Source organism: Pedobacter ginsengiterrae, from assembly GCF_039537385.1.
Classification (GTDB): domain Bacteria; phylum Bacteroidota; class Bacteroidia; order Sphingobacteriales; family Sphingobacteriaceae; genus Pedobacter; species Pedobacter ginsengiterrae.
In genome coordinates this window covers 282,029-302,990 of sequence record NZ_BAABAK010000001.1, presented here as the reverse complement: position 1 = coordinate 302,990, position 20,962 = coordinate 282,029, and the positions used below count along the sequence as shown (strand labels likewise).

Sequence of the window (20,962 nt, the reverse complement as noted above, 5' to 3'; positions counted from 1 at the left end):
TTTCGCTTTGCAGAGAAAACAGTTGTAAAAATAACTTTGTGCTAATATTTTCTAAAGATGCCTGGCTATTTAATATTAACTTAATATTGCAACGCATACTTTTGGCGCTATAATGATTATGAAAAAAAACATTCTTTTTCTGCTGCTTTCTACCACTACATTATTTTGCTTTTCGCAAGATAAAATAGCTGAATCTTTGGGTACAAAAACGCTTTATCAACCAAAGCAAAATAAGTACGCTAAAACCCCTGTAGGTTTTGAACCTGTTTATATTAATTATGTGGGCAGACACGGAGCCAGGCATTTGACAAAAGATATTAAAATTTCTAGTGCTTATATAAGAGTTTCTACAGCCGATAGTTTGAATGAGTTAACTGCTGACGGTAAATATTTAAAACAACTCATACTTAATTTAGGCAAAGAGGAAGAAGGGCATGTTGCATCAATTTCGAAGAGCGGAGAAGATGAACTGAAAGGTATTGCAGAAAGAATGTTTGATCACCACAAATCGATTTTTGTTCCTGCTAAGCCCATTTTAGTTTCAACAACAAAAAAAGGGAGGACTAAAGAAAGTGCAGAAGCATTTTTAGAAGGGCTAAAATCGAGAAACCCAGTTTCAACCGAAAAAGTAACTTTTAATTTTGCTGATGATGACCATTTGCGTTTTTACGATTTCTCTAAAACTTACGATGAGTTTAAAGAAAAAGGTAATTGGATTGGAGCTTATCAAAAATTAGCCGAATCAAAACAACTAAAGACCATTTCGAATAAGTTTACCTCAAAGTTTTTCAAATCTGGTTACCTATATAAACTAACCCAGGAAGATAAAATTGCCTTTACTGAAGATATTTACGGTTTTTATACCATTCTTAATGCTGTTGGCGCAGAGATTAAACAGGCAGGGCTTACAGCAAAGGAATTGGACTTTAAATCGCTTTTTTCGATGGAAGATTTAAGCGTTTTAGGTACACTTGGCGATGCTGAGGATTTTTTAACAAAAGGACCAGGTATTAATAATAACGGAATACAGGTACGTATTGCAGCACCCTTACTAGCCGATTTTATTAATACAACTGATGCTTTCTTAAAATCTAAACCAGTTGGTGCGGATTTACGTTTTTCTCATGCCGAAACAATTGCACCATTTGCCGCGATAATGAATATAAAGGGCGCATCAGAATCTGCGAACGATGTTATGAGATTTAACCAGAATTGGAAAGCAGAAAATGTAATTCCTTTTAGCGCAAATATTCAATGGATTTTTTATCAGAATAAATCTAACGGGAAATATTTAGTTAAGTTTTTACTTAACGAAAAAGAAGCTGTAATTAATTGTCTGCCAACCAATTCATTCCCTTTTTATACGTGGAGTTCGGTACGTGCTTTTTACTTAAAGAGGCTTAAAATGTTAAATTTTGGCCTTCAGGATGATGCTCATAAGTATTTACTAAATGTTAAATAATGCCTTTCATAACCTATCATTCATTAATAAAATAAAAATAAAAAATTAACATAAGTTTAATACGATTGCGTGTTTATGTTAAACTGGAGGAAGTTCCTTTGCGATAAATAAAATCGTAAATGAAGAAACTTTTACTCACACTATTTAATGTGATTCTTTGCCTTATGGCAATTGCCCAAAATACGGGAACAGTTAAAGGAATTGTAGCAGATAAAGACTCGAAAGAAACTTTAGTTGGTGCAACCGTAACACTAAAAAATGATAATAAAACCTATAAGGTTTCAGTTAGCACCGGGCTTGATGGTAGCTATACTTTTAGAAATGTTCCTAAAGGAAAATATGAAGTAGAAGCGAAATATGTTACCTATAAGGATGAAGATAAAGACTTTGAACTAAAAGTTGGAGAAGTTAAAATTATCAATCTTAATATCGAAAGCAAATCAAATAACCTGGATGAAGTAAAAATTTCTGGGAAATCTGATGAGGGTAGCGATTATAAATCTCGTTCAATAGAACGTAAATCAGATCAGGTATTGAATGCGGTTTCTGCAAGAACGATAGAAGTTTCGCCTGATCTAACGATTGCCAATGTTACGCAAAGGGTTTCAGGTGTTTCTATAGAAAGAAGTAATAACGGCGAAGGGCAGTATGCAATTATTCGTGGTATGGATAAACGCTATAATTACACGCTTGTAAATGGGGTAAAAATTCCAAGTCCTGATAATAAAAACCGCTATGTGCCTTTAGATATTTTTCCAGCAGATATTGTAGATCGTATGGAGGTTTATAAATCGCTAACTCCAAATTTAGAAGGTGATGCAATTGGTGGGGGAATTAACTTGGTATTGAAAGATGCTCCAAATCGTTTTACAGTTCGTGCCAATGCTGCTGTTGGTATGGCAGGTTCTTTGTTCGATCAGGATTATACCAAGTTTGATCATTCTGCAAGTTCTAAAAGCTCACCCAGAATTGCTAATGGAAATGGCTATTCCGCCACACTTGCCGATTTTCCTAACAATCCATTTAACTACAGCACTAAAAAAGCACCAGTTTCTACCATTTTTGGTTTAAGTGCTGGAGGCAGATCTGCTGATAAAAAATTCGGTGCACTTGCTGCAATCAGTTATCAAAATACCTATCGAGGAACGAAAACAGTTTTTTACGATACAGATGTTGACAGAGCCACAAACGAACCTGCTTTAAAAAGTGTTCAAAGCAGAGCATACAGCATACAGCAAGAGCGTACAGGTTTACATGCAAAATTAGACTACAAATTCAATAAGGCCAACAAGTTAGATCTTTATGCTTCCTATATGAATCTTGCCCAAAATCAGTTCCGCTTTCAAAGCGATACGACATTGAATTTAGGCCGAGTTGGGATGGGAACTGGCCGTGTTAGCAATAACTATAGAAGTAGCAGAGTTGTTCAGCAAATTTTTAGCACAAACTTACATGGCGAGCATGAAATTGCTGATAATTTCGATATGAACTGGTCGTTGGTTTATGCAAAAGCAGATGCAAACGAACCCGACCGTGCAAGTTTAAGCATTGTAACTGGTAGAACTGCAATTTTTGATGCATCTGGAAACAAAACGGGTTCATCGCAAAATCCTATACTTTTTAATTCTACAGGAGCAGCACAATCTCATGTTTGGGCAAAAAATTCTGACGAGGATAAAACAGCTTATTTAAACTTTATTTACAAACCAAAAATTGCAGATACTAATGTTGAATTTAGTTTTGGTGGAATGTATCGTGATAAAACAAGAACCAGTAGTTATGATGATTATTCTTTAAGATTATCAGGTAGCACTACTCAAACTTATGATGGAAATATCAACAACAACACTTTTATGGTGCAAACAGTTGGTGGCTCGCCAAGCGATCCTTTAAATTATAACTTTAAAGAAAAAATTGCTGCGGCTTATGCGCAGTTTAAATTTAATGTTGGAAAACTACAAACTTTAGGTGGTGTTCGTTACGAAAATACGCAGCAAGATTGGGTTACTTCAGCAAATATTAATCAAATTATTGGTGCGATAGGCTCGAAAAAATATGATGACTTTTTACCAAGTTTAAACTTTAAGTATGCGCTTGGTGATAAAGAAAATCTTCGCTTATCTTATTATTCTGCCATAAGCAGACCAGGTTTTTACGAGCTAATTCCACATACAGGTGGCGATCCTGATGCAGATTACCAGGAACTTGGAAATCCGAATTTAAAAAGAATTACATCAGATAACTTCGATTTAAGATATGAGCTTTTTCCTAAACAGCTTGATCAATTATTAGTTGGTGTATTCTATAAAAACATTAAAAATCCGATCGAGTTTGCTTTAGTTAACCAGGCTACAAGTGTTTTTTACACGGCGGCTAACTTTGGTAATGCAACCAATTATGGTTTCGAAGCCGATTTTACCAAGTACATCAGCAAATTTGGTTTCCGTGCCAACTATACTTTTACCAACTCTAAAATTACAACAACCAAAACAGTTTTATATAGAGATGCGGCTACGACAGGTTTAACGCAACGTACCGAAGAGCAAACTCGCCCGCTCCAAGGTCAATCTAAACATATCGGAAACTTATCCTTATTGTTTAAAGATGCTAAATCTGGTATTGATGCGCAGCTTGCTGCGGTTTACACCGGACCAAGAATTTTCACCGTTTCGCCTTATCTGGATAACGATATCTGGCAAAAAGGAACCATTACTTTAGATCTATCTGCAGAAAAGAAAATATCAAAAAACTTTTCAGTTTATATAAAGGTAAACAACCTTTTAAACACACCATCTGAGCTGGAAATTAAAAGACCTTATCAAATTACTGCATCAACAATTAATCAAGATGTGGCTAATCAAACCGTTGGAGAAAACGTTTTCGTTCGAAAAGATGAATACAAACAATTCTATTTACTTGGCTTACGCTATAAACTATAAGAATATGAAAAGTATCTTAAAATCATTATCATTAATTGCATTGGTTATTTCGTTAGCCGCTTGCCATAAAGAAGAAGTGTTAACTTTATCAGTTCCAGTAATACAGTCTGGATCTTTAATCACATCAGAAAACCTTGCTGGCGGAAGCATTAAAGGTACCATGCAGACTGGTAAAACTTATTATTTTGATAAGGATATTACGGTAAACGATGGCGATACCTTGTTAATGCAAAGCGGTGTTACGCTAATTGCAGTTGGCGATGGTACAAAAGATAAAGCGCCACAAATCAGCGTTCACGGAACCTTTATAAGTTTAGGTACAAAAGAAAAACCAAACTTCATTACTGTTCAAAATGCAGCAACTTATCATGCAGAAGCAAGCGCAGCAAAATACGATAACGTTTTTAAAGGGAGTTGGGGCGGTATTGTTGCAACGCCTGCACCAATTACAGCAGCGAAACCAAATCCAAAAGGAGGCGATGTTATTATTAAGTGGACGCACATAGAGTTTCCAGGTGCTGCATCTTACGGAAATGACGCCGCAATTTACAAAGACGGAGATCCTCGTTATGGCATTTATTTTGCAAATATTGAAAAAGATTTTATTCTGGAAGATAGCTGGATATTTGGTACAACCGATGATGGTATCAGAACTGTGGGTGGAAAAATATCGATTATGCGTAATACTTTCGAACTTTGCGGTAAAGCTGGCGGCGAATGTTTTAACATGAAAAGTGGAACGGTTGGTGATTTAGCCTATAATATGTTAATCGGTTCTGCAACAAATGCTTTAAAGGCTTCCAACTCAGGCGGTACAACCGTTCAATGTAATGTAAATATGTATAACAATACAATGGTTAACTGTGGTTTCCGTCAAACTAAAACGGGTCGTGGTGGTTCAATAAATTACGAACAGGGTGCAAGAGGTCTTATCTATAACAATTTAATTGCAAACTGCCGTTTTGGTCTTCGTATGACAACCGATGCAGATTTAACAAATATTGCTTATAACAATCAATATTATTATGGCAGTACTGCTGGAATTCTGGCTCAGTTTCTAGCAAGCGATGGTGTGGCTAAAGTGCAAACGGCTGATCTTAAAAGTGCAACAGCTAAAGATAAAAATCCATTGTTTTTCAGTTATAATTTAGATCAATATGATTACGCAGCAAATGCAGGCCCAATAACAGCTTCTTTAATGCCAGCCTATATCACTACAATTGGTAATTCTAATTTTGGTTTGCAAGCAATTTCTCCTGCACATAATAAATCTAAAACTGACTTTGCACCTTTAGCTCTAGTTAGAACAACAGGCAACTTTGGTGCTACGATAACTGCGCCTGGAAATGACATTGGTGCTTTCCAAACTGATGGAACAGGTAATCAACATTAATATAAAGCTTATTAAAACCCAATTATTAGGCCTGTCGTTAGACAGGCCTTTTTTGTTTTAATCCCAAACGCTCTAATGTTGTTTTAATCTTAACAATATGTTCATAGCTAAACAGGTTTTTTGTGAAAACTAAATTAATCTAAAGGTAAATGAATAAACAGGCTTTAATGTTAGCTACAGCACTATCAATTGGCATAGTGTCGTGTAAAAAGAATGCAGATGAAACAACAAGTGCAACATATCCTAATGTCGCGGAAGTTTCAGAATCGACAGTTTTATTTACAACAGCGTCGGGTGTAAAAGTTTACAATGGCGGTTTTGGTTCTGGAGTTGCAGTAGATCCAAATTCTCCTGATGTTTTTTATATGCTTACAGACAGAGGTTCAAATGTAGCTGGTCAGATAGCAAACTCTATCATTATAGGAAAACCAGATTTCGCTCCACAAATCGGTAAATTTAGATTGAAGGACGGAAAACTTATTTTGGAGCAAACCATTGAACTCAAAAACGTAGCAGGTGTTAAACTAAATGGTTTACCAAATCCGATTGGTATGGGCGCTTCAGGAGAAACAGCCTATGATTTAAACGGACAAGTAATTGTACCAAGTGCGGATGGCATAGATTCGGAAGGATTGGTTAGAGCAGCTGACGGTTCTTTTTGGATTAGTGATGAATATGGACCACATATTGCACATTTTGACGCCACAGGAAAAACAATCGAGCGCATAAATCCTTTTGGAACGGGAACTGGCGGTAGAAAAATCCCTGCAGTTTTTGCAAACAGAAGAGCAAACCGTGGAATGGAAGGATTAGCCATAACGCCAGATGGAAAGACACTGGTGGGTATGATGCAATCTCCAATGTATAATCCATCTAAAAATGCCGTAGCAAATTCTGTAGTATTAAGAATATTAACCTTCGATATTGCAACAGGAGCAACTAAACAGTATGCTTATTTGATGGATAATACCACGCTTACTGGAGTTAGCGATATCGTAGCTGTTAATGCGACAACTTTTTTAACGCTTGAACGCGATGGACTTTATGGCGGTGCAGCTACTAATCCTGCTGCATTTAAAAAAGTATTCAAAATCGATTTAAGCGCTGCAACCGATATTTCTGATTCAAATAACGGCGCAACAGGAAAACTTTACAATGGTAAAACCGTAGAAGAATTGAACGATCTTGCTGGTCTTACAGCAGCTGGAATTTCACCAGTTACTAAAACGCTTGTTTTAGATTTATTAAAAGATTTACCATCGGTTTATCCGCACGATAAAGCAGAAGGACTTGCTTTATTACCTGGAAACATTCTTGTAATCTCGAATGATGATGATTTTGGTGTTGTAGATAATGGCGCCAGCGGATTTGCTCAAAAGATACTTCCACTTACCAATTCGGTAGATAGAAATCGTTTATACTTTGTTAAAATTAAACTTTAATATTAATAAATAAGCATTTAACCAATTCTTAATATTGGCTTAATAGCATCCAATTACCTTTGTATCATTAAATATTTGGTTAGTATTTAAAAAGTTTAGGTTAGTTGATAGAATAAGCACGGATGGATGTTCGTGCTTATTTCATTTAAAGCAAATCCCTATATCCAAACAAGTCAAGCTCATATATCTTTTTCCCTTAAGGAAATACCTCATTATCATTTTAATGCAATTTAGTTGCAAATAATTATCGCATCTTATAAACGCAACATAATTGCTTTTATATTTGTGTTCAATTATTGATTATGAAAACCTTTAAACTTAACCTTGATCGACTTGGGATAACGGCCTCAACGTTATGTGCTATCCATTGTGCGGCTGTTCCACTTTTGTTAACATTTTTACCTTTATGGGGATTAGGTTTTTTGGCTGATGAAAGGGTAGAAATTTGTATGATTGTGCTTTCTCTTTGCCTGGGCATATGGTCGATGAGTAGTTCTTATCGCAAATTGCATCGAAAACTTATACCATCAATTGTTTTAATAGCGGGCTTCTTTTTAATTGCTGCAGGCCATTTTTTAGGTCTAGAACAATTAGAACCAATATTAATCCCACTTGGTGGTTTTACGATAGCCGCCGCACATTTTATAAATCTAAGGCTAGTTAAAACTTGCCCATCAGCGCATAAGCATAATTAGAAAGGTTTAACGTAATGTTATTAATACAACATTGTTGCATTTATTGTTCATTTATATATTTGATTTATGACTAAGAAAATTAGGTTATTTTTTTTATCAGCTTTATTAATGATTTGCACACTAAACCCAGCCTGCAAACATGGAACAAATGATGGTATTGAGCTTTACAGACGGTATGCCATTAAAAATCTAATCATTAAAAAAGTGGTTCAGCGAAATTTAAACAATGATTAAAATAGAAAAAGTACAACATAATTATCCGAAAGGATTAAGCCTGAAATTTCCAGATTGGGAAATAGGAGATATGGAACAATGGCTACTTCTTGGCGCTTCTGGTAGTGGCAAAAGTACGTTGTTAAACCATATTTCCGGATTGCTTAAACCATCAAAAGGAAAAGTTTTTATCGAGCAGACTGACATTTATAGTCTTGGAAATAAGAAAATGGACCGATTTAGAGGGCAACATATTGGCATTGTTTTCCAGCGGCCGCATCTTATTCGTTCGTTAAGTGTATTAGAGAATTTAGAAATTGCGGCTTCTATGGCTGGAGTCGCTGTAGATAAAGAACGAAATTTAGCGTTGCTTGCAGAGCTTGGGTTAGAAACTAAAGCGAATATTTATCCCGATCAGCTTAGTCAGGGGCAACTTCAAAGGGTTTCTGTAGCTCGTGCTTTAGTAAATAAACCAGATTTGTTAATTGCCGATGAACCAACTTCGAGTCTTGATGATGATAATGCTGAACGTGTTTTAAAAATGTTGAGTTCGCAAGCCAGTAATCATGGTGCTGCGCTGATTATTGCTACGCATGATAACAGAGTTAGGTCGCACATTTCAAAAACATACACGCTGTAATGAACATACTTAAAATCAGTTATAAAAACCTTTCCCGAAACCGCCTAACATCTATACTCAATATAATTTTGGTTGCCTTCGGAATTGGAATTCTTTCTATTTTGTTTTTGGCCTCTACGCAGATCGGTAATAAGCTAGAACGTAATGCTAAAGATATCGATCTTGTGGTTGGGGCAAAAGGCAGTCCTTTGCAATTAATTTTAAGTAGCATTTACCACATCGATTTTCCGACAGGAAATATCCCCGCAAAAGATGCTTACGAACTTATGCGTAACCCGTTGGTAAAGCGGGCAGTACCTTTAGCGCTTGGTGATAATTATGATGGTTATCGCATTGTGGGTACCGATACCACTTTTTTAGGTATGTACGGCTTGCAAATTGATAAAGGTAAATTTTGGAGTAAAGATTTAGAAGCTACTATTGGTAATACGGTAGCAATAGAAGCTAAGCTTAAAGTTGGAGATCGTTTTTTCGGTGCACATGGCCTTAGTGGAAATAGCGATTTGCATAAACAACATGCCTATGTTGTTAGCGGCATATTAAAGCCACAGGGAAATGTAACTGATAATCTTATTTTAACCAATATCGGAAGTGTTTACAAAATGCATGAAGTGGAGGATGAACATAAAGATCATGGTAAAAATGATGAATCAAAGGAAATTAATGATCAAGAACTAACCTCAATACTTATTCAGTACCGCTCTCCAATGTCGGTGGTTCTTTTCCCAAGAATGGTTAATCAAAGTACAAATATGCAAGCTGCATCGCCAGCAATGGAAAGTGCAAGGCTTTTTTCACTAATTGGAGTAGGTGTAGATACCTTACAGTGGTTCGCTATTTTGATTATGGCCATTTCTGCATTAAGTGTTTTCATCAGTTTGTATAATTCTATGAAAGAGAAAAAATATGACCTGGCCATAATGCGATGCCTTGGCGCTTCAAAGTCAAAACTTTTCTTTTTAGTAATGCTCGAAGGACTTTTAATAACTGTAATCGGTACTATTTTAGGCCTTTTAGTCGGTCACTTTGCGCTTGAAGTAATTGGAAGCGGACAAGAATCATCTCAGGCACGATTAACAGGTTTGTTTTTTGTAATGGATGAACTTTATCTGGTAGTTGCAGGATTATTAATTGGTGTTGTAGCGGGGTTAATTCCAGCTTTGCAAACTTATCGTGTAGATATTGCCGATACACTAACGAAAGATAGATAATTGATTACTAACTAATTTGTAATGAAAATATCAGGGATTTTATTTGTGCTTTTTATGGCTGTATCTGCAATTTGTTTGGCCCAGGTGAAGGTGCATAAGGATATGCGCAGCGCAACCTGGAACATTATCGGACTTAGGTATGATCAAGAACTTTCGCCTGGTAAGTGGGGTAGTGTTTATCCAGCGGCATTAAAATCTTTAAACAGAAAAATAATCGAATTGCCTGGTTATATCATTCCTACCAAAGTAGGAAGTAAATTTACCGAGTTTATGTTTTCTATCGTACCGATTGAATCTTGTCCGTACTGCGGTACGGCTGATATACCAGCAATGATTGAGGTTAAAATGAGCAGGGCTGTAGCCATAACCACCAAAGCCATACGTTTAAAAGGCACTTTTGTTATTAATGATTCGGGAGATGACAGGAGTGAGTTTTTCTTACTTGATGCAAAAGTATTATAAAGTTATGTTAAAGCAATTATCTGTTTTTTTAATCCTGATGTGCCTTTACTTCTGTTTAAAAGCACAGGCCATTGTACATAAAGATATGCGCACTACAAACTGGAATTTAATTGGTTTACGCTATGAAGAACAATACAAGCCACTTCAATGGCGAAGTATTTTTCCGAAAGAACTAAAAGCAATTAATAATAAAGTTATCGAACTTCCAGGTTATATTATTCCAACGAAAGTTGGAAATAAATTCTCGGCATTTATGCTTTCCATTGTGCCAATAGAATCTTGTCCTTTTTGTGGGAGCGGAGATGTTCCTTCGATGGTGGAAGTGAAAATGATAAGCCCAATAACCTGGACTGATAAGGCGATTAAAATTCGTGGTAAACTTATCATCAATGATTCGGGCGATACACGCTCTGAATTCTTTTTAATCGATGCCATACAATTATGAAATATCTAATTCTGTTGTTCTTCGTTGTTCGAGGTTTTTACTGCTCAGCCCAAAATCAAAAACATAACCCAAACGATCAGCTTCGCAGTTTAAACTGGGATATTATTGGTTCGGTTCAATTTGAATTAACGGAAAAGAATCAGTTATTTCCCATTTTCTCTGAATCGATAAAGCGTTTTGAGAATAAGGAGTTTGATTTAAAAGGTTATTTAATTCCAATAAAAAGCGGGCAAAAACAACAAAAATTTTTATTGGCAACTTTGCCCATCAATCAATGTTACTTTTGTGGGCAAAATGGCGTTCCAGTAATGATTATGATTGAAATGAATAATGCAGTAAGCTTTACTGACAAGCCCATACATGTAAAAGGGATTTTAAAACTCGAACACAAAGATGCAAGTTATGCGCCGCCAATATCGATTAAAAATGCCGTAGTAGTAATTTAATTAATTATTTTTGTAGTAATGGATAATAATACAGCATATTTTGAAAAGTTGCTAGCTCAAAACGGACTTAAACGTACAGGAGCAAGACTTCAGGTTCTGGATATTCTTCGCGGGCGAGATTCGGCAACTTCTCAGCCATTTCTGGAGCATGTTGTTGGTAAGGATGTTGATCGGGTTACGCTTTATCGAATATTACGAGTATTTGAAGAAAAAGGAATAATTCATAAAGTACTGGATAGTCAGGGTACTGCAAATTATGCGATATGTTCTGGCGGATGTAGCGAGCACGCCCATCATGACGAACATGTGCATTTCAATTGTGATAATTGCCACCGTATTTTCTGCCTGGAGAAAGTACGAATTCCTGAAATTAAAATTCCTGCAGGTTTTAAGGTTGACGCATTGAAACTAGTAGCCACTGGAATATGCGAAGATTGCAATAAAACACTCGAAACGTCCGCAAAGAAAGCTGTCAGTAACTAATAACATCTATTAAATGATTAAAAACCTTTTTTTAATATTTTTTCTGTTTGCAGGTTTTTCTGCTTATGCCCAGCACGATCCATCCGATCAAATGGATTCTCTTGAATGGGATCTTATTGGTGGAATTACAATGAAAACTGTAAAACCCACCGAAATTTATGCTGTTTTTAAACCTGATATTAAAAAATATCAAAATAAGCCATTCACCATAGAAGGCTACATCGTGCCCATAAAAGATGGCATGAGACAAACCCGCTTTATGTTTTCCCCTTTACCAATAAATCAATGTTTCTATTGCGGTCAAAAAGGTGTTCCAATTATGTTACTTGTAGAAATGAACGAAGCGATTAAGTTTACATTTAAACCTGTTCTAATCTCTGGAACTTTAAAACTAAATGCGGGAAATACGTTGAGTAATCCACCAGTTGCAATAACAGGAAGTAAATTGATTACTGAATAGATTTAATCGATTATTTTTAGCGAAAATCTCGCTGGGGATCTTTCTTTGGTAACAGTAGCCATGCATAAAAAGCCCAAACTAAGGCGGCTGTTGCAAAACCAAGTTCTGGGTCTGATAATCTCGAAGAAGAAAGTACTGCGCTTACGGAAACTAGACACGCAAGCAGAAATAGTAGGATATTTTTCATAATATTCTGTATTGTTAATGCTTGTATGTCAACAATATAGTGAAAAATAATCAATACTTCAAAAAATGATTGAATTTTTCCTGTTCATTTTATGAATAGAATGAAATGTGCCCATTTTTTGCAGCTTTAAAGAAATTATTTTGATTTTTTGGTTTGTAATCTGTTTTAATAACGTGAGTTTCTGTCTTTTTTTAAGTCGAATATTCTTTTTGATAATTTTAATATTATACTAAGGTGTTAAACTTCGATTCGATGTGTGCTTTTGCTTTCTTTTGAAATTCTTCTGGTGTTTCTCCAGTTTGTTTTTTAAAAAATCGACTAAAATATGGTCTATCTGTAAAACCTAAGTCGTAAGCAATCTCTTTTATCGTAACATCACTATGAATAATTTTTCGCTTTGCTTCTAAAATAATTCTGTCGTGTATAATTTGAGTGCCTGTTTTATTCAATTTTTCCTTTAAAATTTGATTAAGCCGTTTAGAGCTAATTCCCAATTTACCTGCATAGAAATCGATATTCGTAACCGTTTGGAAATTACCTTCAAGTAGCATTAAAAATTCATATAATCTTTTCTGGTGAATATCATGATTGGTAAATTCATGTTCTTTTACCGTAATTAATTTTAATAAAAAAACTTTTAGCAAAGCTTTAAGCATTACAAAGCTGTTGCTTTCGCGATTATATTCTGTTTCAATAATGTGATAAATTTCGCCCAGCTCTTTTGATGATGCATCATCAAGCCTTAAACATGAAAATTCGCCTTGTACATTAAATATTCTAAAAAGATCAAGTAAAAAATCTTTATCCTCTTCCTCAAGCATCGATCTTTTAAAAGATATAAGCTCGCCGTTTTTTCCTGCTTTATTTAATTGGTGCACCCGATATGGTGGAATTAAATAAATCCAATCTCCTTTTATGCCAAGAGCAGGATCGCTTATGCCGTGAAGTGGATCTTCATTCTTTAACCAAACAACTTCAAAAAAGTCTTTTCGCCCTGGATCGTTTAAATAACTGGGTGGACAATTATTAAGATTTCTGATGTACAGCAATGATTTTTCAAGATTGGAAGTTGGGTTCTGATTCATGGAAAGCAAATATATAACCTACATAATTAGCAGATTGGATAATTGGGACATTAAGGAGGACTATTCGGAAATAGACCTTTTTTTATGATTTGATTATGACTTTTTATAGCCAAGCTGTCCAGATAATCCCACATTATAAGCCAATTGTATAACCTTTCGGCATTAAGTCCTTTCTAACTTCGCTTCATAAAATATTAGGTATGGAAACGCACAATGTAGAGAAAGATATATTGGATAATCAGCAACTGATTTGGGATTTACAACTCAATTTAGATTTGGTATTAAACGAAAACACTCAACTGGCAAAAAAAATAGATTTAGAATCGCTAATCCCATTTATAAATTTTATACAAAAATCAGAACGCATTTTTATAATAGCCACTGGCCGATCGGGATTTGCAATGCGTTCTACTGCTATGCGCTTAATGCATTTGGGGCTTGTAGTTTATTTCGTTGGCGAAACGACTACACCAGCTATTCAAAAAGGCGATCTTTTAATTTCTGCTTCGGGCTCTGGTACTACAGCCACAATTGTTAGAGTTGCAGAAAAGGCAATTTTAGCTGGAGCAGAAGTTGTTGCACTCACAACAAATCTATCTTCGTCCTTAGCTAAACTAGCTAATCATGTGGTTTTAATTCCAGCAGCAGAAAAAGAAGATCATGGTGGCGCGAAATCAAAGCAATACGCAGGAAGCTTATTTGAACAATTTTTACTATTGCTGATGGACGCTGTTTTTCAGTCGCTTTGGAAATTAGATGAAACCCCAGCTGAAGAATTATGGAAACGACACGCAAATTTAGAATAACAGAATTTAACTTTTAAAATAATAAATAGATACAATCATGGCAAAATTACAAGTAGCAATAGATTTATTAACAACAGAAGAAGCATTGGCTTTAGCCGCAAAAGTTGCGCCTTATGTTGATATCATTGAGTTAGGAACTCCATTAATTAAAAATATGGGTTCATCAGTTATAACTGCAATGAAAAATGCACACCCAGATAAACTGGTATTTGCGGATTTAAAAACAGCTGATGCAGGTGAATTAGAAGCTGATATTGCTTTCAAAGCTGGCGCAGATTTAGTTACCGTAATGGGTGCTGCAGGTAATGCAACAATAATTGGTGCAGTTAAGGCTGCAAAAGCACATGGAAAGGGCGTGGTTGTAGATACAATTGGCTATCCTGATCGTGTTAAAAGGGCGCAAGAAGTTATCGAGTTAGGAGTGGAATTTGTAGAATTACACGCAGGATTAGACGAGCAGTGGACTGCTGGTTATTCCATTCAGGTTTTAATTGATGAAGCTGCAAGAGCTGGTGTTCCAGTATCGATTGCTGGTGGTGTAAACATTGATAATGTTACTGCCGTAATTAAGGCAGGTGCACAAGTTGCCGTAGTTGGGGCAGCAATTTATGGCGCTGAAGATCCAGCGGCAGCTGCAAAAGCACTACGCGAAGCAATTGATGCGGCATAGATAATCATTTAAAATCGCATGGGATTTGTGTTTGATAAATTCCATGCGATTTTTTATTTCTCCTGTTTATTAAGCTTTAATTTATGCTGCAACTTCATTAACTTTTATTGCAGGAGTTCGCAAGCTATTAAAATACTGAATTTATTCAGCATTACCATACTACAATCATTATCTGCAATCAACCGTAGAGCCGAAATTTAAACCGCTATTTGGCGATAGAAAGGGAATGCCAAGTTCTGCTGATCGAAGTAAAAGTAATATCCCCATAAATAGCATAAACCAGGGAATCAGTTTTTTCGTATTAAAACGAATGTATTTCTTTAAGTAAATCCCTCCAAGCGAAATCATCATTAACAGCGGTAAAGTGCCTAGGCCAAAAAGAAACATAAACTGGAAGCCATTTATTGCCGAAGCAGAATTAACTGCCGTAGCCAATGAGAGATAAACCATCCCGCAGGGAATTATTCCATTTAACATGCCCGCAAAAAACTCCCATAAAGGTAAGCCGAAAAGTTTCCCCATTAATTTACTTATCGGATTTATAAGCTTAAATTGAAATGTACTCAGCTTTTTACTGTAATAAGAACTGAACTGTAATAGGGTAAAAACAATTAATAAAATGCCAATAACTATGCTTAATGTTTTTTGATTGGCAATGAGGCTAAATGTACTGCCAAACCAACCTGCAATACCACCCATTAAAGTATAGCTTAAAATTCTGCCCGTTTGATAAAGCAATAAACTTAAACCTGCATTCCAAATGTTTCTTTTTTCAATTGGTAACGATAGCATTAGCGGCCCGCACATTACCGCACAATGCAAACTTCCGAATAAACCCATTAAAAAAGCAAGTGGTAAATAATTCATCACAAAGTGATACTTTTTTTAAACTGATAACTTTTGTTGTGGGTTTTCCATTTCAGATCCAACAACCAAATGCCTTTATCTTTTGCTTTTCGTTCCAGTAAAATCAAATGGCTTAGGCCTATTGTTTTTCCGCTGAAGTGTTGATCTGCTTTTGCATTTGATGGCCGCATTAATACCAACGAATAATTTGCACTATCTTTTAATTGAAGAACCAACTGGTTCGGATTGATGGTAATTACAGGTTCAGCGTGTTCTAAAAAAGTATTTTCCCGTGCATCATACTCTTCATCATAAATGAGCCCTTTTTCATAATAATTGCTTTCTACCAAAGTATCGTTGCCTTGTTTACTCAACATATATGCACCCAAGCCTAAAATAAAAAGCATAAATACAGCCATTGTCAACACGATTTTCTTTCCCCAGTTCATATTCATATCTTATTTTGGATTTGCAAAAAAGCTTGTGCTTGCCGTGCTGATAATTTCTCCATCAGCAATAACTTCAAATTTTACTTCGCTCTTATAACTATTAATATTATCTGATTTTCTAATCAGGAAAAATGTTAAATGGATTGTACCTTCTTTAGGGAGTACTTTTTGGCTTTGGATAAATAAAACGCTATCAGCCTTGTTTTCAGACCTGAACTTAAAGTATATGGCTTTATTTGTTTTGTTGATTAGCTCTGCATTGTATAAATTGCTTACAGTGCCGTCTGTTCTGGTTTGAAATAGAGTTCCGCTGGCCCTTAACACAGTAGTTTCTACATTTTGTCTTTTATAAATGAGCGATGAAAACAATACGACAGCGATAAATAGAACAATAGCGTAACCATAACCTTTTAAACCCACTTTAAAAGGTTTCCCGTCTTTTATATAATCATTATTGTAAAATCCGATAAGCCTTTTTGGTTTGCTTAACTTTAGCATAACTTCATCACAGGCATCAATACATGCTGTACAATTAACACATTCTAACTGCGTTCCTTTTCTTATATCAATTCCAGTCGGACAAACTTGTACACAAAGTCCACAATCCACACAATCGCCTTTTAAACTATCTTTAAAATCTTTTGAGATTTTACCCCGAGGTTCTCCGCGTTTTTCATCATAAGCAACAATTAAACTTTGATTATCTAGTAAAACACCTTGCAATCTGCCATACGGACAAATAACTGTACATACTACTTCACGTACGTAAGCAAAAACGATGTAGAAAATTGCAGTAAATATGCAAATGGATATAAAGCCAGAAATGTGTTGGCCTACGGGTTCTGTAATAATTTTGTAAAGGACGTCAGAACCAATCAGGTAGGCTAAAAAAGTATTTGCAATAGCAAACGAGATTAGAATAAATAGGAAATGCTTACTCGATTTTTTAATAAATTTTTCAGCATTCCAACTTTGAGCGTCTAACTTTTTTTGTCTAACCGCATCACCTTCAATCCAATATTCAATTCGGCGGAAAATCATTTCCATAAATATGGTTTGCGGGCAAGCCCAACCGCACCAAAGCCTGCCCAAAACCACAGTAAAGCAAATTACAAATAAGATGAAAATCAACATCGCAAAAGCGAAGAGATAAAAATCTTGTGGGGTAAAGATTAATCCGAAGAAAACAAATTTGCGTTCGAGGAAATTAAGCAGAACCAGTTGTTCGCCTTTATACCTTAAAAACGGAGCGCTAAATAAGCTTATTAAAAGGCCATAACTTACCCATTTTCGATAGGTATATAATTTCCCAGAGGGTTTCTTTGGATAAAGAAAATTACGGCCTTTACTTTTTTGCTCAGTTTTATTTTTTGGTAACATCTTCTTTTACCTCTTGATCATTCGGGTTTGCAGGCTCGTATTTTACACCTTGTGAAGCCTTTGCACCAGCAGGTTTTGTACCCTGAAGTGAGAGAATATAGTTGGTTACATCACTTATTTGTTTAGGGCTTAAGGTTTTCTCCCAGCTAACCATTCCTTTTTCCGGAACACCATATTTTATAGTTTTAAAAACGTTGTTGATGCTACCACCATGTAGCCAAAATTCGTCGGTTAAATTTGGCCCAATTAAACCACCACCAGTGGGGCCATGGCAAACCACACAATTTCCTGTAAAAATGCTTTTCCCCGATTCTATAACTGGGGCAGAATTATCTAGTTTTACGTTGCTTTCATCAACAGCATTTGCCGATTTTTTTAAATAAATGGCTTTATCTTCAATTGATTTAGTTACTTCTGCCTGGTAAAGCTGGTCTTGGTTTAAGCCATAGCCACCTATGTAATAATAAAAAAGGTAGCCAATGCCGAATAGAATGGTTCCATAAAAAAGAAAGTTAAACCAACCAGGAACTGGATTGTTAAGTTCGTGAATGCCGTCATAAGCGTGTTCGATAATTAAATCTTTTTCTTCCTCAATTGGTTTTAATCCCAGAAGCTTATTCCAAATTGATGGCTTGGTTTTCTTTGTTTTTAGCCAACTATCATAATCTAAAACTTCTTCCTTTTTAGGGATTATATAAGGTGTTGGATTAATTTGCTCCCTGTACATTACTTTAAAAGCATTTAATAAAGTGATGGATACGAAAAGTAACACTAATACAAATAGAAGTAATATTAGAATTAAAGTTTCTGATTGGCTTGTGCCAAGCAAACTTGGTTCTGAACTTACTATTGGTGAAGCTACTTTTTCATCAGCCGCAAATGCTGTTATCGCTAAGCAAATAAACAGGAGTGTCGTTTTTAATTTTTTCATGATGATCTCCTAGTCTTTTAATGGTAATTCACTCATCACATTTACATGATTTTTGTTGAGTTTGATTAGGTAAATACTTACGATAATGAAGAATATTAGGAACAATAGCAGCGAACTAATCAGGTAATATTCGCGGCCCGCTAAATTTTTAAGTTGTTCGAACATGGCTATTGGTTTGATGGAATTATTTCTTTGTTTGCTTTAATATCAGTCCCCAGACGTTGTAGATAGGCAATTAGGGCTACAATTTCACGGTCGCTTTTTACGGTTATATTGTTTTGCTTTAACTCTGCGGCAATTTTATTGGCTTGCGATTTTAATTCATCATTAGCCGTTTTATCAAATCCATCTGGATAAGGAACGCCTAAGGCTTGCATAGCCCTGATTTTTTTAGGTGTGGTGCTGATGTCAAGCTGCTGATCAATTAACCATGGGTATGGAGGCATAATACTTCCTGGCGACATTGATGTAGGATCTAACATGTGATTAAAGTGCCAGGCGTCAGAATATTTTCCGCCTTCTCGGTGTAAATCTGGTCCTGTACGTTTACTTCCCCATAAAAACGGATGATCGTAAACAAATTCTCCTGCTTTACTATATTCGCCATAACGTTCTGTTTCTGAGCGAAATGGCCTAACCATTTGCGAGTGGCAGTTTACGCAGCCTTCACGAATGTATAAATCACGTCCTTGCAATTCGAGGGCAGTGTATGGTTTTACACTTTTTATGGTAGGTACGTTTGATTTAATAGTAAAAGTTGGCATCATTTCTACCATTCCGCCAATTAGTATGATGATTAGCGAAAGCACCATGAATTTCATTGGCTTGCGTTCTAATACTCTGTGCCATTTTTTATCCATTGGATTGGTTTCTACAATCATCGCTGGCAATGGCATTGCTTCTGCAGCTTCGTTTGCCACTAAACGCCCTTTTATCATGGTCTTAGCCAGGTTAAAGGTCATCGCAATTGCGCCTATAAGATAGAAAGCACCACCAACGGCACGGAAAACATGCATTGGAATTATTTGTAGGGTAACCGCTAAAAAGTTAGGGTATTTTAATAAGCCTTCCTCGGTAAATTCTTTCCACATCAAACCTTGGGTAAAACCAGCCCAATACATCGGAATTGCATAAAAAAGAATTCCTAAAGTGCCAATCCAAAAATGGAAACCAGCCAGCTTTTTAGAGTAAAGCTCGGTTTTATAAATTTTAGGAATGATCCAGTATAAAACGCCAAAGGTTAAAAATCCATTCCATCCTAATGCGCCAACGTGTACGTGAGCCACGATCCAATCGGTAAAGTGGGCAATACCATTAATTTGTTTTATAGAAAGTAACGGACCTTCGAAAGTAGCCATGCCGTAACAGGTTAAGGCAACAACCATAAATTTTAAGGTAACATCATCGCGAACTTTATCCCATGCACCTCTTAAAGTTAACAAACCATTAATCATCCCGCCCCAACTTGGTGCAATAAGCATGATAGAAAATACAATACCTAAAGATTGTGCCCAACCTGGCAAAGAGGAGTAAAGCAGATGGTGAGGGCCAGCCCAAATGTAAATGAATATTAACGACCAGAAATGCAGAATACTTAATTTATAAGAATAAACAGGCCTGCCTGCCATTTTTGGAAGGAAATAATACATCATTCCTAAATAGGGCGTGGTTAAGAAAAAAGCTACAGCATTATGTCCATACCACCATTGTACCAAAGCATCTTGAACGCCCGCATATACATAATAGCTTTTCATAAAAGATATTGGCAATTCTACCGAATTAACAATGTGTAAAACCGCAATGGTTACAAACGTGGCAATGTAAAACCAAATGGCAACGTATAAATGGCGTTCTCTTCTTTTAAAAATGGTACCAAACATATTAATACCGAAAACTACCCAGATTAAGGTTATGGCAATATCAATTGGCCATTCGAGTTCGGCATATTCGTGTGAGGTTGTAAAGCCTAACGGAAGCGTAATTACTGCCGATAAGATTATTAGCTGCCAACCCCAAAAGTGAATAGCACTTAAAAGATCGCTAAACATTCGGGCTTTTAGCAAACGCTGAAGCGAATAATAAACCCCCATGAAAATGGCATTTCCAACGAAGGCAAAAATTACAGCATTGGTGTGTAAAGGACGGATACGGCCAAAAGTGGTGTATTGATTACCCATGTTCATCCCTGGTTTAATCAGCTGCATGGCTACGATGAGGCCAACCGTCATACCGATTACACCCCAAACAATGGTTGCAATACCAAAGTTTCGAACAATCTTATTGTCGTAAGTAAATTTCTCTAACTGCATAATAATTA

20 protein-coding genes are annotated in these 20,962 nt (G+C 36.0%); 14 read left to right on the top strand and 6 right to left on the bottom strand.

Annotation, left to right across the window (positions count from 1 at the left end; translation table 11 throughout):
- Positions 1 to 118: 118 nt before the first annotated feature.
- From ABD692_RS01210 to ABD692_RS01155, 12 genes are all read left to right on the top strand, one after another.
- Positions 119 to 1,462, top strand: a complete 1,344-nt coding sequence (locus ABD692_RS01210; protein ID WP_344764277.1) for a histidine-type phosphatase — start codon at positions 119 to 121, stop codon at positions 1,460 to 1,462.
- Positions 1,463 to 1,581: 119 nt separating this feature from the next.
- Positions 1,582 to 4,401 (top strand): TonB-dependent receptor, encoded by a 2,820-nt coding sequence (locus ABD692_RS01205; protein ID WP_344764276.1) that lies wholly within the window; start codon positions 1,582 to 1,584, stop codon positions 4,399 to 4,401.
- A gap of 4 nt (positions 4,402 to 4,405) precedes the next feature.
- The gene (locus ABD692_RS01200; RefSeq protein WP_344764274.1) at positions 4,406 to 5,794 is read left to right on the top strand and encodes a hypothetical protein; all 1,389 of its coding nucleotides are present in this window, start codon (positions 4,406 to 4,408) and stop codon (positions 5,792 to 5,794) included.
- 149 nt (positions 5,795 to 5,943) lie between these two features.
- Entirely contained in the window at positions 5,944 to 7,236 is a 1,293-nt protein-coding gene (locus ABD692_RS01195) for an esterase-like activity of phytase family protein (protein WP_344764273.1), read from the top strand.
- 302 nt (positions 7,237 to 7,538) lie between these two features.
- Positions 7,539 to 7,931: a MerC domain-containing protein gene (locus ABD692_RS01190; RefSeq protein ID WP_344764271.1), complete on the top strand. Its 393-nt coding sequence runs from the start codon at positions 7,539 to 7,541 to the stop codon at positions 7,929 to 7,931.
- A 226-nt stretch (positions 7,932 to 8,157) separates the two neighbouring features.
- Entirely contained in the window at positions 8,158 to 8,784 is a 627-nt protein-coding gene (locus ABD692_RS01185; protein ID WP_344764270.1) for an ABC transporter ATP-binding protein, read from the top strand.
- Positions 8,784 to 9,995 carry an ABC transporter permease gene (locus ABD692_RS01180; RefSeq protein WP_316758330.1) on the top strand — a complete coding sequence of 404 codons (1,212 nt, stop codon included), beginning with the start codon at positions 8,784 to 8,786 and terminating at the stop codon, positions 9,993 to 9,995. Before ABD692_RS01185 ends, ABD692_RS01180 begins: the two co-directional genes overlap by 1 nt.
- A 21-nt stretch (positions 9,996 to 10,016) precedes the next feature.
- Positions 10,017 to 10,457, top strand: a complete 441-nt coding sequence (locus ABD692_RS01175; protein ID WP_344764268.1) for a hypothetical protein — start codon at positions 10,017 to 10,019, stop codon at positions 10,455 to 10,457.
- 4 nt (positions 10,458 to 10,461) lie between these two features.
- Positions 10,462 to 10,902 carry a hypothetical protein gene (locus ABD692_RS01170; RefSeq protein ID WP_344764266.1) on the top strand — a complete coding sequence of 147 codons (441 nt, stop codon included), beginning with the start codon at positions 10,462 to 10,464 and terminating at the stop codon, positions 10,900 to 10,902.
- Positions 10,899 to 11,348, top strand: a complete 450-nt coding sequence (locus ABD692_RS01165; RefSeq protein ID WP_344764264.1) for a hypothetical protein — start codon at positions 10,899 to 10,901, stop codon at positions 11,346 to 11,348. Before ABD692_RS01170 ends, ABD692_RS01165 begins: the two co-directional genes overlap by 4 nt.
- An 18-nt stretch (positions 11,349 to 11,366) precedes the next feature.
- Positions 11,367 to 11,831, top strand: a complete 465-nt coding sequence (locus ABD692_RS01160) for a Fur family transcriptional regulator (protein ID WP_344764262.1) — start codon at positions 11,367 to 11,369, stop codon at positions 11,829 to 11,831.
- Between the two features lie 13 nt (positions 11,832 to 11,844).
- On the top strand, positions 11,845 to 12,291 hold the full coding sequence (locus ABD692_RS01155) for a hypothetical protein (protein ID WP_344764261.1): 447 nt from the start codon (positions 11,845 to 11,847) through the stop codon (positions 12,289 to 12,291).
- Between the two features lie 411 nt (positions 12,292 to 12,702).
- On the opposite strand, the gene ABD692_RS01150 is transcribed toward ABD692_RS01155, so the two are convergent.
- On the bottom strand, positions 12,703 to 13,563 hold the full coding sequence (locus ABD692_RS01150; RefSeq protein ID WP_316758344.1) for a helix-turn-helix domain-containing protein: 861 nt from the start codon (positions 13,561 to 13,563) through the stop codon (positions 12,703 to 12,705).
- A gap of 200 nt (positions 13,564 to 13,763) precedes the next feature.
- Here ABD692_RS01150 and hxlB point away from each other — a divergent pair, with 200 nt between their 5' ends.
- Entirely contained in the window at positions 13,764 to 14,369 is a 606-nt protein-coding gene (gene hxlB / locus ABD692_RS01145) for a 6-phospho-3-hexuloisomerase (protein ID WP_344764258.1), read from the top strand.
- A gap of 37 nt (positions 14,370 to 14,406) precedes the next feature.
- On the top strand, positions 14,407 to 15,039 hold the full coding sequence (gene hxlA / locus ABD692_RS01140) for a 3-hexulose-6-phosphate synthase (protein WP_344764256.1): 633 nt from the start codon (positions 14,407 to 14,409) through the stop codon (positions 15,037 to 15,039).
- Positions 15,040 to 15,207: 168 nt separating this feature from the next.
- Here the strand turns inward: hxlA and ABD692_RS01135 are convergent, their stop codons facing one another.
- The 5 genes from ABD692_RS01135 to ccoN all read right to left on the bottom strand — a co-directional run bounded on the left by ABD692_RS01135 (position 15,208) and on the right by ccoN (position 20,954).
- The gene (locus tag ABD692_RS01135) at positions 15,208 to 15,906 is read right to left on the bottom strand and encodes a sulfite exporter TauE/SafE family protein (protein WP_316758936.1); all 699 of its coding nucleotides are present in this window, start codon (positions 15,904 to 15,906) and stop codon (positions 15,208 to 15,210) included.
- The gene (locus tag ABD692_RS01130; protein ID WP_344764254.1) at positions 15,906 to 16,340 is read right to left on the bottom strand and encodes a FixH family protein; all 435 of its coding nucleotides are present in this window, start codon (positions 16,338 to 16,340) and stop codon (positions 15,906 to 15,908) included. Before ABD692_RS01130 ends, ABD692_RS01135 begins: the two co-directional genes overlap by 1 nt.
- A 3-nt stretch (positions 16,341 to 16,343) precedes the next feature.
- Entirely contained in the window at positions 16,344 to 17,714 is a 1,371-nt protein-coding gene (ccoG, locus tag ABD692_RS01125) for a cytochrome c oxidase accessory protein CcoG (RefSeq protein ID WP_344764251.1), read from the bottom strand.
- On the bottom strand, positions 17,698 to 18,645 hold the full coding sequence (locus ABD692_RS01120; RefSeq protein WP_344764249.1) for a cbb3-type cytochrome c oxidase N-terminal domain-containing protein: 948 nt from the start codon (positions 18,643 to 18,645) through the stop codon (positions 17,698 to 17,700). Before ABD692_RS01120 ends, ccoG begins: the two co-directional genes overlap by 17 nt.
- 167 nt (positions 18,646 to 18,812) lie before the next feature.
- Positions 18,813 to 20,954, bottom strand: coding sequence for a cytochrome-c oxidase, cbb3-type subunit I (ccoN, locus tag ABD692_RS01115; RefSeq protein ID WP_316758357.1), 2,142 nt, complete (start codon positions 20,952 to 20,954; stop codon positions 18,813 to 18,815).
- Positions 20,955 to 20,962 lie beyond the last annotated feature (8 nt).